This is a genomic window from Cellulomonas sp. NPDC089187 (assembly GCF_040685135.1).
Taxonomy (GTDB): Bacteria; Actinomycetota; Actinomycetes; order Actinomycetales; family Cellulomonadaceae; genus Cellulomonas.
The window spans coordinates 77,464-89,161 of sequence record NZ_JBFBHI010000003.1 but is presented as its reverse complement, the minus strand read 5'-3'; the positions used below and the strand labels follow the sequence as shown (position 1 = coordinate 89,161).

At 71.6% G+C, this 11,698-nt stretch carries 13 protein-coding genes; 12 read left to right on the top strand and 1 reads right to left on the bottom strand.

The genetic code is table 11. The features are described from left to right. The first annotated feature begins 32 nt into the window (after window positions 1-32). From dapE to AB0N78_RS08590, 6 genes are all read left to right on the top strand, one after another. A complete protein-coding gene (gene dapE / locus AB0N78_RS08615; protein WP_363388486.1) occupies window positions 33-1,121 on the top strand; it encodes a succinyl-diaminopimelate desuccinylase in 1,089 nt (362 codons plus the stop codon). 24 nt (window positions 1,122-1,145) lie between these two features. After that, a complete protein-coding gene (locus tag AB0N78_RS08610) occupies window positions 1,146-1,976 on the top strand; it encodes a TIGR00730 family Rossman fold protein (RefSeq protein ID WP_363388483.1) in 831 nt (276 codons plus the stop codon). Beyond that, complete coding sequence (folP, locus tag AB0N78_RS08605) at window positions 1,973-2,899, top strand: dihydropteroate synthase (protein ID WP_363388480.1); 927 nt, start codon at window positions 1,973-1,975, stop codon at window positions 2,897-2,899. Before AB0N78_RS08610 ends, folP begins: the two co-directional genes overlap by 4 nt. After that, the gene (locus AB0N78_RS08600; protein WP_363388477.1) at window positions 2,896-4,083 is read left to right on the top strand and encodes a hypothetical protein; all 1,188 of its coding nucleotides are present in this window, start codon (window positions 2,896-2,898) and stop codon (window positions 4,081-4,083) included. The genes folP and AB0N78_RS08600 overlap by 4 nt, the downstream gene beginning before the upstream one ends. Before the next feature lie 189 nt (window positions 4,084-4,272). Continuing rightward, window positions 4,273-4,440, top strand: coding sequence for a DUF3117 domain-containing protein (locus AB0N78_RS08595; RefSeq protein ID WP_082812748.1), 168 nt, complete (start codon window positions 4,273-4,275; stop codon window positions 4,438-4,440). Between the two features lie 9 nt (window positions 4,441-4,449). After that, entirely contained in the window at window positions 4,450-6,030 is a 1,581-nt protein-coding gene (locus AB0N78_RS08590; RefSeq protein ID WP_363388473.1) for a leucyl aminopeptidase family protein, read from the top strand. Between the two features lie 51 nt (window positions 6,031-6,081). Here the strand turns inward: AB0N78_RS08590 and AB0N78_RS08585 are convergent, their stop codons facing one another. Further along, window positions 6,082-6,714: an O-methyltransferase gene (locus tag AB0N78_RS08585; RefSeq protein WP_363389869.1), complete on the bottom strand. Its 633-nt coding sequence runs from the start codon at window positions 6,712-6,714 to the stop codon at window positions 6,082-6,084. A gap of 114 nt (window positions 6,715-6,828) precedes the next feature. Between AB0N78_RS08585 and sigE the strand changes: the two genes are divergently transcribed. From sigE to AB0N78_RS08555, 6 genes are all read left to right on the top strand, one after another. Continuing rightward, window positions 6,829-7,458, top strand: a complete 630-nt coding sequence (sigE, locus tag AB0N78_RS08580; RefSeq protein WP_363389866.1) for an RNA polymerase sigma factor SigE — start codon at window positions 6,829-6,831, stop codon at window positions 7,456-7,458. Continuing rightward, a complete protein-coding gene (locus tag AB0N78_RS08575) occupies window positions 7,455-8,411 on the top strand; it encodes a zf-HC2 domain-containing protein (RefSeq protein ID WP_363388470.1) in 957 nt (318 codons plus the stop codon). The genes sigE and AB0N78_RS08575 overlap by 4 nt, the downstream gene beginning before the upstream one ends. A gap of 44 nt (window positions 8,412-8,455) precedes the next feature. Then, window positions 8,456-8,800 carry a Sec-independent protein translocase TatB gene (locus AB0N78_RS08570; RefSeq protein WP_363388467.1) on the top strand — a complete coding sequence of 115 codons (345 nt, stop codon included), beginning with the start codon at window positions 8,456-8,458 and terminating at the stop codon, window positions 8,798-8,800. Between the two features lie 64 nt (window positions 8,801-8,864). Beyond that, entirely contained in the window at window positions 8,865-9,884 is a 1,020-nt protein-coding gene (gene trpS / locus AB0N78_RS08565; protein WP_363388464.1) for a tryptophan--tRNA ligase, read from the top strand. Continuing rightward, complete coding sequence (locus tag AB0N78_RS08560) at window positions 9,881-10,462, top strand: 2'-5' RNA ligase family protein (protein ID WP_363388461.1); 582 nt, start codon at window positions 9,881-9,883, stop codon at window positions 10,460-10,462. Before trpS ends, AB0N78_RS08560 begins: the two co-directional genes overlap by 4 nt. Before the next feature lie 10 nt (window positions 10,463-10,472). Continuing rightward, a complete protein-coding gene (locus AB0N78_RS08555; RefSeq protein WP_363388459.1) occupies window positions 10,473-11,480 on the top strand; it encodes a YihY/virulence factor BrkB family protein in 1,008 nt (335 codons plus the stop codon). Window positions 11,481-11,698: the final 218 nt, after the last annotated feature.

Here is an 11,698-nt window from a genome sequence, read left to right as displayed (position 1 = left end):
CCTACGGGGCGGGGCGACTAGGGTCCGGTGACATGACTGTCACCACCCTGGATCTGAGCGCCGACCTGACCACGTTGACCGCGCAGTTGTGCGACCTGCGCTCGGTGAGTGGCCAGGAGACCGCGCTGGCCGATGCGGTGGAGCTGGCGTTGCGGGCGCTGCCGCACCTGACGGTCGACCGGGACGGTGACGCGGTGGTGGCCCGCACTGATCTGGGCCGGGCCTCCCGGGTGGTGATCGCCGGACACATCGACACGGTGCCGGTGGCCGAGAACCCGGCGAATCTGCCGACCCGGCTGGCGGACGGCATCCTGTGGGGCCGCGGCACCGTCGACATGAAGGGCGGCGTCGCCGTGCAACTGGCGCTGGCCGCGGAGCTGACCGCGCCGAGCCGGGACATCACCTGGGTGTTCTACGACCACGAGGAGGTCGACGCCGCGCTGAACGGCCTGGGCCGGATCGCGCGGAACCACCCCGAGTGGTTGGCCGCCGACTTCGCGGTGCTGTGCGAACCGTCCAATGCGGGCATCGAGGGCGGCTGCAACGGCACCCTGCGCGCGGAGGTGGAGGTGACCGGGGTGGCCGCGCACTCGGCTCGGGCGTGGACCGGCCGCAATGCGATCCACGGCACCGCGGAGGTGCTGAACCGGCTCGCGGCGTACACCCCGGAGCAGGTCGAGGTGGAGGGACTGGTCTACCGCGAGGGCCTGAACGCCGTGCTGATCAGCGGAGGCATCGCCACCAACGTCATCCCGGACCGGTGTGTGGTGACCGTGAACTACCGCTTCGCGCCGGCACGGTCGGTGGAGCAGGCCGAGGCGCATGTCCGTGAGCTCTTCGACGGTTTCACCGTACGGATCACCGACTCCGCGTCCGGGGCGCGTCCGGGGTTGGACGATCCGGTCGCGGCGGACTTTGCGGCGGCGGTGCTCGGCGTGACCGGTGGTGTGCCCGCCCCCAAGTACGGCTGGACGGATGTGGCCCGGTTCTCTGCGCTCGGCGTGCCCGCGGTGAACTTCGGCCCGGGTGACCCGCTGCTGGCGCACAAGGACGACGAGCACCTGCCGGTAGAGCAGCTGGACCAGTGTCGGGACGCGCTGCGGGCCTGGCTCACTGCCTGAGCCGCGCGCCGTACAGTCGGGGCCATGAGCGACGACGGCCTCCCGGTCCCCGGCACCGGTTACCGCAAGGGCCCGGTGCTGCTGCGCCGGGACCAGATCCCTGCCACCACCACCGACCAGCGCCTGCTGTCCGGCAGCGACGGCGCCGACTGGTTGCACGGCGACCCGTGGCGGGTGATGCGGATCCAGAGCGAGTTCGTCGAGGGCTTCGGTGCGCTGGCCGAGGTCGGTCCCGCGGTCAGCGTCTTCGGGTCGGCCCGGGTCAAGCCGGAGCACCCGGACTTCGCCGCCGCGGAGGAGGTCGGGCGACGTCTGGTCGAGGCCGGGTATGCCGTGATCACCGGTGGCGGCCCGGGCATCATGTCCGCCGCCAACAAGGGAGCCAGTGAGGCCGGTGGGCTGTCCATCGGGCTCGGCATCGAGCTGCCCTTCGAGCACGGAATGAACCCGTGGGTCGATCTCGGGGTGAACTTCCGGTACTTCTTCGCCCGCAAGACGATGTTCGTGAAGTACGCCGAGGGCTTCATCGTGCTGCCCGGCGGCTTCGGGACCTTCGACGAGTTGTTCGAGGCACTGACCCTGGTGCAGACGCACAAGGTGGTCGAGTTCCCCATCGTGCTGGTCGGCACCGAGTACTGGCAGGGCCTGCTCGACTGGGTGCGGGGCCCGGTGCTGGAGCGCGGCATGATCTCCGAGGCGGACCTGGCCCTGATCACGCTGGTGGACGACCCCGCTGAGGCGGTGCGGATCGTCGCCGAACGGGGCGCGCAGCTCCGTGCCGCCGAGCAGGCCGCCCGCGAGCAGGAGGAGACCGACCAGGACGCCTCCGCCGCGGCCGCCTACGCCGAGGAATGACCACCGGCGTTCCCTCGGCCGGTGCCGACCTGGTGCTGCGGGGTCGACGCTTCGGCCCGGAACACCCGGCAGTGATGGCGGTCATCAACCGGACCCCGGACTCGTTCTACGCCGCGGCACGCTACGACGACGCGGGAGCGGACGCCGCCGTCGCCCGCGCCGAGCAGGAGGGCGCTGACCTGGTCGACCTGGGCGGGGTGCGTGCCGGGCGCGGGCCGGAGGTCACCGTCGCCGAGGAGATCGACCGGGTGGTGCCCCTGATCGCTCGGGTCCGCCAGCGCCACCCGGACCTGCTGGTCAGCGTGGACACCTGGCGGTCCGAGGTCGCCCGGGCCGCCGCCGACGCCGGCGCTGATCTGCTGAACGACACCTGGGCCGGACACGACCCGGCACTGGTCGAGGTCGCCGCCGAACGGGGTCTGGGCGTGGTCTGCTCGCACACCGGGGGCCTGCCGCCCCGCACTGATCCGTTCCGGGTGTCCTACCCCGTGCCCCCGGACGCCCCGGTACCGACCGACCCGCGCGACGGGGTGCTGATCGACGTGCTTGACACCCTGCGAGCGGCAGCGGCCCGGGCAGCGGCGCTCGGTGTGCCCCCGGAGTCGGTGCTGGTCGATCCCACCCACGACTTCGGCAAGAACACCTGGCACTCGCTGCACCTGCTGCGTCGTACCGCCGCGCTGGTCGAGCTCGGGTACCCGGTGCTGGTGGCGCTGTCCCGCAAGGACTTCATCGGCGAGACATTGGACCTGCCGCCGCAGGACCGGTTGGAGGGCACACTGGCGGCGACGGCGCTCGCGGCCTGGCAGGGCGCACGCGTGTTCCGGGCGCATGACGTTCAGGCCACCCGCCGGACGGTGGATCTGGTCGCGGCGGTGCGGGGTGAGGGCGTTCCGGCCCGGGTGACACGGGGGCTGCTGTGAACCCGCGCCGCTGGCCGTGGTGGGTCCAGTGCCTGGCTATCTACGCCGCCGCCCGACTGTTCTCCGCAGTGGCGTTGCTGGTGGTGGCCTCCCACCAGGTGGCGAACGGCTGGACCGGCGAGTCCCCGAGTTATGCCGACTACACCGGGCTGATGTGGGACGCGAGCTGGTACCGGCAGATCGCCGAGGACGGCTACCCGGAGGCACTGCCGGTGGGCGAGGACGGGGCGGTGCAGCAGAACGCCTGGGCGTTCTTCCCGCTGTTCCCGCTGCTCGCTCGGTTGCTCATGACGGTGACCGGGGCCTCGTGGACGGTGGTGGCACCGACGCTGGCCCTGCTGCTGGGTGCGGCGGCGATGCCGGTGATGCACCGACTGGTCGAGCGCGGTGCGCCGCGGGCGGTGGCGGCCCGGCCCGGCCTGCCTCTGGCGACGGTGCTGCTGGTCAGCGTGTTCCCGACCGCGGTGGTGCTCCAGGTCGGCTATACGGAGTCCTTGGCGCTGCTGCTCATCGCGCTGACGCTGTGGGCCATCGTGACCCGGCGCTACGGCTGGGCGGCGCTCGGCGTGCTGGCACTCGGGCTGACCCGTGCGGTGGCCCTGCCGATCGCCGCGGTGGTGCTGGTGCACGCCTGGTTGCGCTGGCGGGAGACCCGGTCGTTGCCTGGCCGGACCTGGGCCGCGCTGATCGGTCTGGCCGGGGCCTCGGCGGTCTCCGGTGTGCTCTGGCCGGTGCTGTGCGGGGTGATGACCGGTGTGCCGGACGGCTACCTGCGGACCCAGGCGGCGTGGCGGGGGAGCGCGGAGATCGCCCCCTTCGGGGCCTGGGGGTACATCCTGCCGTTCTGGTTCCACGACCACTGGCCGTGGGTTGCCGTGGGGATCATCGCGCTGGTCGCGGTGATCCTGCTGGCCCCGTCCACTCGGCGACTCGGCGGTGAGCTCTACACCTGGGGCGCTGCCTACCCGCTGTACATCGGAGCCGCCATCGAGCCGGGCAGCAGCTTGGCGCGGTTCTTGCTGCTCGCGTTCCCGCTGGGAACGGCGACGGTCGGCATCGTCTCGGGTCCGCGCTGGGCCGCCCGGCTGTGGACCGGACTGCTGACGTTGACGATGCTGGTGCTCCAGGTGGTGTGGCTGTGGCAGATCTGGCGCTTCGTGCCGCCGTCGGGTTGGCCGCCGTGATCGGCCGCCGTCCGGGTGTCTGGCCGCGCTGACCGGCGCTGTTCGGCGGACTAGTGCGCCCGGTGAACTAGACTGTGCGCTGGACATCCATCGAGTCGGTGCCCGTGAACGACCCGTTCCGCAGCCCGCGGAGCAGCGCGCACGGACCGTGAACACCGACCCGCTACCGATGCAGAAGGAGAGCCACGCATGGCCGCGATGAAGCCCAGGACTGGTGACGGTCCCCTCGAGGTGACCAAGGAGGGGCGCGGCATCGTCATGCGGGTTCCGCTCGAGGGTGGCGGTCGACTGGTCGTCGAGCTGAACGCCACCGAGGCGCAGGAGCTGGGCGAGGCCCTCACCTCCGTCGTCAGCTGACGAGCCCACATGGCTCGCACCACTGCGCACCAGGTGCGTATCGGACGCCCGGTGCCGGCAATCTCGCTGGCACCGGGCTCGCTGGCGTCCTCGGCCCTGCTCGATGCGCAGGATGTGGACGCGGTCGCCGTGCCGGTGGCTCCCGCTGCCCCGGACGACACCGACCTCCAGCCCCGCCAGGGCACCGCTGAGGCGGCCGCCCGCTACGGCATCGACCTGGCCGAACTGGCCGAACGTGCCGGTCTGACCGGTGCCGCGGGTGAGGCCTGGACTCTGCTGCTGCCCCGGCCCGTGGGCAGCGCCGCCGCTGCGCTGCCCTGGCAGTCACTGCCGCGCCGGGTGGTGCTGGTTGGGGTAGGGAACGGTTCCCCGCTGGCGCTGCGCCGGGCCGGTGCGGCACTCGCCCGCGCCACCCGTGGCCTGCGCCGGGTGCTGACCACCGTCGGCATCGAGTCGCCGGAGACCGTGCGTGCCACGGCGGAGGGCTACCTGCTCGCCGCGTACCGGGTGCAGCGGATCGGTGCCCCCGCGCCGGAGTCCGAGCAGCCCGCTGCCGAGCTGGTGCTGGTCGGCCGGGACGATGCGGTCGCCACCGACGCGCTGGCCACCGCGGTCCGTGGAGCCACCGCCACCTGGTTGGTCCGCGACCTGACCAACACCCCGTCCAACGTCAAGGACCCGGCCTGGATGGCCGATCGGGCCACCGAACTGGCGCAGGCCGCTGGTCTGACCGCGACGGTGCTCGGCCCGAAGGAGCTGACCGCGCAAGGCTTCGGCGGGATTCTGGCCGTCGGGGCCGGGTCGGCCTCCACCCCCCGTCTGGTCACCGTGGAGTACCGGCCCAGCGCTGACACGGGTCGGCATGTGGTGCTGGTCGGCAAGGGCATCACCTATGACACCGGCGGTATCTCGATCAAGCCGCGCGAGTCGATGGTCACCATGAAGACCGACATGGCCGGTGCCGCGGTCGCCCTGGCCACGGTGCTTGCCGCCGCGGACGCGCAGCTGCCGCACCGGGTGACCGCCGTGCTGCCGCTGGCCGAGAACCACTTCGGTGCGGCCAGCTACCGGCCCGCGGACGTGCTACGGATGTACGGCGGACGCACGGTCGAGGTGGCGAACACCGACGCCGAGGGCCGACTGGTGCTGGGTGACGCGCTCGCCTTCGCCGATGCCACCCTCGACCCGGATGTGCTGATCGACGTCGCCACCCTCACCGGTGCGGCGAGCCTCGGCCTGGGCAAGCAGCACGCAGCCCTCTACGGCACGGACCCGGCCCTGGTGGACGCCCTGCGCGCCGCCGCGGATGTCTCCGGTGAGTCGGCCTGGCCGATGCCGCTGGTGCCGGATTACCTCGACGCCACACACTCGGATGTGGCCGATCTGCGGCACGTCGCCCAGGACCTGAAGTACGGGGCCGGGTCGATCACCGCGGCCCTGTTCCTGCGGGAGTTCACCGGTGGCCGGGCCTGGGCGCACCTGGACATCGCCGGGCCCGCTCGGTCCACCGCGGATAAGCACGAGCTGACCGAGGGTGCCACCGGCTACGGCGCGCGCCTGCTGCTCAGCTACCTCAGCGCGCTGGTGTAGGGCGCACACAGCGCGGGTCCGGTGCCATGCGCGCCGGACCCGCGCGTGGAGTCAGCGGCGGACGGCCACCAACAGGCCGTCGCCCACCGGCAACAGGCTGGCCACCAGATCCTCGTCCTCGCGCACGATCCTGCCGGTCTCCCGCACCAGGGTGGTCGCCTCGTCCCGGCGAGCCGGATCGGGCACCCGGTCGTGCCACAGCGCGTCGTCAACAGCCAGCACGCCACCGGGACGCAGCAGTCGCACGGCCTGGCGGACATAGGTCGGGTAGTGCTCGATGTCCGCGTCCACGAACACCAGGTCGTAGGCGGCATCGGTCAGCCGGGGGATCACGTCCAGCGCACGCCCGGAGATGGTCCGGGTCCGAGCCGGGCGGATGCCCTCCTCAGCGAAGGCCTGCTTGGCAGCCCGGTGATGCTCGACCTCCACGTCGATAGTGGTCAGCACACCGCCGGCCGGCATCCCGCGCAGGAGTTGCAGCGACGACACTCCAGCGCCGGTGCCAATCTCCACCACGGCCCGGGCTTTGGAGGCCGCGGCCAGCATGCTCAGCGCCGCACCGGTGCCCGGCGCGACCGCAGTGCAGCCCAGCTCGGCGGCCCGTTCCCGGGCGCGCAGCAGGATCTCGTCCTCGGGGACGAAGGACTCGGCGTAGACCCAGCTCCCGGCCTTGTCGCTGGCGATGGTGCCCTCCTGGTGAAATCGACGGGGTGAAACGCTGCTGCTCAGCCTAGTGCCCGGGAACTCCACGACACCCTCACGCGTTCGGGGAGCATCGGGGTTCACCTGTGGTGGACACTGGTAGCCGTTCCGCACCGAGCGGATCACGACGACGAAGGACGTGGATTGGCCACTTCGGCACCCGACGCGGACTGGCAGCCTCCCAGCTGGGAGGCCATCGTGCGCGAGCACTCGGCGCGGGTGTACCGGCTGGCCTACCGACTGACCGGCAACCGTCAGGACGCCGAGGACCTCACCCAGGAGACCTTCATCCGGGTCTTCCGCTCGCTGTCGAGCTACACCCCCGGCACCTTCGAGGGCTGGCTGCACCGGATCACCACCAACCTGTTCCTGGACGGCGCGCGTCGCAAGCAGCGGATCCGGATGGACGCGATGGGGGAGGACTCCGACCGCTTCGCCGCCGCGGAGGGGCTGGACCGCCCGGAGCGCGCCTTCGAACACGACAACCTGGACGTCGACATCCAGCAGGCGCTGGACGAGCTGCCCCCGGACTACCGCGCCGCCGTGGTGCTCTGTGACATCGAGGGCCTGTCCTACGAGGAGATCGCGGTGACGCTCGGCATCAAGCTGGGCACCGTGCGTTCCCGCATCCACCGCGCCCGCGCCCGGCTGCGGGTCTCGTTGGAGCATCGCGCCCCGCAGACCATGCTGGCGGTGGACCCGATCGAACCGGCGGTCGTCCGGTGAGCGCGCACCTGGGCGACCGGGTCAGCGCGCTGGTCGACGGTCAGCTGAATCCGGCCGCCACCGAGCGCGCCCTGTCCCATGTGGCCGGTTGCCCGCGCTGCGCCGCCGAACTCGCCGACGCCCGGCAGGCGCGCCGGATGCTCGCTCAGGTGTGCGACGTGCGCCCCGACGGTGACCTGACCGCTCGGCTGATGGCGCTGGGCTGTGCCTCGGCCGCCTTCGCCCCGCCCGGAGAGACGGCACATCGTCCGGCTCCGACATCCGCCCCCCAGCCCGGTCGGATCACCTCCTGGCTGGCCCCGGCACTGAGCGGGCACGGTGCGCTCACCGGCGAGCTGACCCCGACCCGACGCGGGCTGCGACTGCTGGTCGGCTCGGTCACCGGTGTGGGCGTGGTCGCGGTCGGGCTGTTCATGCTCGGCGGACGCCCGGCCACCGTGACTCCCTCGGCCCAGCCGCAGGAGGCGCTGTCCCTACTCGGACAGACCAGTGCGGCCGCCGCCCCGATCTCCACTGCGACCGAGGATTCCAGCACACAGGAGTACCTGGACTGGATGCGTCAGCACGGTTGGACCTGCCCCACCGAGATTCCCGCAGGGTGGTCTGTGACCTCGGCCCGGCTCCAGGACGACGGCAACACGCTGCGAGTGGGTATCGCCGGTCCGCTCGGCGAGCTGGTGATCACCGAGCAGCACGGGCAGTTGGATGCCACCGCCCTGGTCGGCGCTGACCAGCTCACCGTCGGTGATCGCACCGTGTACCTGCTCTCGGAGTCGCCCTGGCACCTGGCCTGGCAGGACGGCGACACCGTGGTTGAGGTGGTGTCCGCGGACGACCAGGTCTCCGCCACCGAGGTGGTCTCGGCGTTCCCCGGGCGGGCCTACGACGACGGGGTGCCCGCGCGGCTGACCCGCGGCTGGGACACCCTGGCCGCGGCGGTCTCGTTGCCCTGACCTCGGCACTCCCGCTCCGGCGATCGGACAGGTAGCCTGGCCCGATGTTCGGGATCAACGGCGGCGAGTTCCTTGTGATCTTGCTCGTCGCCGTGATCGTGATCGGACCGGCTCGGTTGCCCAAGTACGCCGAGCAGCTGGCGCGGTTGACCAAGCAGGCGCGGCACTTCGTCCAGGACGCCCGTTCACGCGTGGACGAGGAGTTGGGCGAGGACGTCAAGGACATCGACTGGGCCGCCCTCGACCCGCGCCGCTACGACCCGCGCCGGATCGTCCGGGATGCTCTGCTCGACCCCGACCCGGTCCGCCCCGCCACCGCCGGGGTTGCTGCGGCTGCCGCCACCGCCACCACCGCGGGGCCAGCGCCCTTTGACGACGAGGCCACCTAGACCTCGCACATCGCCCCTCTCCGCCCCCGGGCCCCCTCCGGCCCACGAACGCAAGAATGGACCCATGGCTCCAGGTACGCCCCGCATCTTCTCCGGGATGCAGCCCACCTCCGACTCGCTCCACCTCGGCAACTACCTGGGCGCGCTGACCCAGTGGGTGGCGCTGCAGGAGTCCTACGACCCGATCTACTGCGTGGTCGACCTGCACGCGCTGACCGTGGCACCGGACCCGGCGGTGCTGCGCGAGCGGACCCGGCGGACCGCCGCGCAGTACTTGGCGGCCGGTGTGGACCCGGAGCGCTCGATCCTGTTCGTGCAGTCGCACGTGTCCCAGCACGCGGAGCTGGCTTGGTTGCTGTCCTGCCAGACCGGATTCGGCGAGGCGGGCCGGATGACCCAGTTCAAGGACAAGTCCAGCAAGTACGGCGCGGAGGGCACCTCGGTCGGGCTGTTCACCTACCCGATCCTGATGGCCGCGGACATCCTGCTCTACGACACCGCCCTCGTGCCGGTGGGTGAAGACCAGCGCCAGCACCTCGAGCTCACCCGCGATCTGGCCCAGCGGCTGAACTCCCGGTTCGGCGAGGGCACCGCGGTGGTGCCGGAGGCGCACATCGTCAAGGCCACCGCCAAGATCTACGACCTGCAGGACCCCACGTCCAAGATGAGCAAGTCGTCCTCCAGCCCGAACGGCATCATCGAGCTGTTGGACCCGGCCAAGACGGTCGCCAAGCGCATCCGTTCCGCGGTCACCGATGCGGGGTCCGAGATCCGCTTCGACCGGGAGAACCAGCCCGGCATCGCCAACCTGCTGACCATCTACTCCGCGCTGACCGGCCGGGAGATCGACGCCATCGTCGCCGACTACGCGGGCAAGGGCTACGGCCATCTCAAGGTCGACCTGGCGGATGTGGTGGTGGAGTTCCTCGCGCCCTTCCAGGAGCGGGTGAACGGCTACCTGTCCGACCCGGCGCAGCTGGACGCGATCCTGGCGGACGGTGCCGACCGTGCCGCGGAGATCGCCGCCCCGGTGATGCGGCGGATCTCCGACCGGTTCGGCCTGCTGCCCCGTCGGACGGCATGACCCAGTACACGCAGGCGATCCCGATCATCCGCCGCGACCCCGGAACCGTCCGGATCGGGGTGGCGATCGGGATCCCGGAGCCGTGGGCCACCGAATTGCACGATGCCCGCGCCCGCGTCGGCGACCCCGCCGCCGACCTGATCGCCCCGCACATCACCCTGCTCGGCCCCACCACCGTCCGCGAGGACCAGCTGCCGGCCGTCCACGAGCACCTGGCCGAGGTCACGCGCGCTCAGGAACCCTTCGGGGTGCATCTGCGCGGGACCGCGAGCTTCCGCCCCGTGTCCCCTGTGGTCTTTGTGCAGGTGGTGGAGGGCATCGGCTCCTGCGAGACGCTGGAGAGCCGGGTGCGCACGGGCCTGTTGGCGCAGGAGCTGCGGTTCCATTACCACCCGCATGTCACCATCGCACACGAGGTCCCGGACGAGGCATTGGACCGGGCCTTCGCCGACATGGCCGAGTTCGAGGCGCGGTTCGAGGTCGGCAGCATCCAGGTCTACGAGCACGGCGACGACGGGCGCTGGCGGGTGTTGGCCGCCCACCCGCTCCGGGGTGCGGAGCCCCGCGCCGACTCCTAGTCTCACCAGCATGAACCCGGCAGAACCACGTGGAGCGGGGCGAGTGCACGCCGACATCGCCGGACCGGCGGACACCGCAGCCGGTGACCGCAAGGATGTCGGCACGCGGGCGTACCCGGCCGGGCTCAAGGGCCTGATCGCCCGGGGCCAGGCGGCGCTGGCCTGGTGGCAGCGCACCCGCGCAGCCCGAGCCAACGCGCGCTTCGGTTCCGCCGGTGGCGGGGTGCTCACCGGCGGCATCGCCTACGCTGCGCTGTTCTCAGTCTTTGCCGGGTTGACCATCGGGTACACCGCGTTCATGGCCGTGCTCGGCGGGAACGACGACCTGCGCGCCACGGTGCTCGACACCATCGACGCGAACCTGCCCGGTCTGGTCGACACCGGCGACGGCGGCGGGATTATCGACCCGAACGCCCTGCAGTTCAGCCGTGGGCTGGGGATCGCCAGCATCATCGCGTTCGTCGTGCTGTTGATGTCAGCGATCTCTGCAATGGCCGCGCTGCGCACCGCGGTGCGTGCCATGTTCGACCAAGACCCCTCCGGCGGTGACAACCCGGTGGTCGGCAAACTGCGCGAGCTCGGCGGGTTCGTCGGCCTCGGGGTGGCAATCCTGCTGTCCGCGGTGCTCAGCATCGTCACGACCACTGCTGCGGACTGGCTGCTCGGGATTGTCGGACTGGACGATTCCACCGCCGGGGCGATCGCCGTGCGAGTGCTCGGCATCCTGGTCGCGTTCGTGGTGGACGCGGCCACCTTCTGCCTGATCGTGCTGCTGCTGTCCGGATTGCGACCGGCCTGGAAGGACCTGCGCGGTGGGGCGATCATCGCGGGGATCGGTCTGGGCGTGGTCCGGGTGCTCGGCACCTCGGTGGTGGCGGGCTCGGCGAGCAAGAACGCGCTGCTGGCCTCGTTCGCCGTGATCATCACCCTGCTGGTCTGGATGAACCTGATCTCCCGCATCGTGCTGCTGGCAGCGGCGTGGACTGCAGATCCGCCTGCGCCGGACGACCCGGCCTGACCCGCCCGCCTCTCGCACGCCCTCGCTGTCGCCCTCCCCAACCGCGCCAGCCATCGGCGCTGAGACTACGAAAACCGACGCTGGACACGGCCAGATGCGTCGATTTTCGTAGTCTGGGCGTGGGCGTGGGCGTGGGCGTGGGCGTGGGCGTGGGCGTGGGCGTGGGCGTGGGCGTGGGCGTGGGCGTGGGCGTGGGCGTGGGCGTGGGCGTGGGCGTG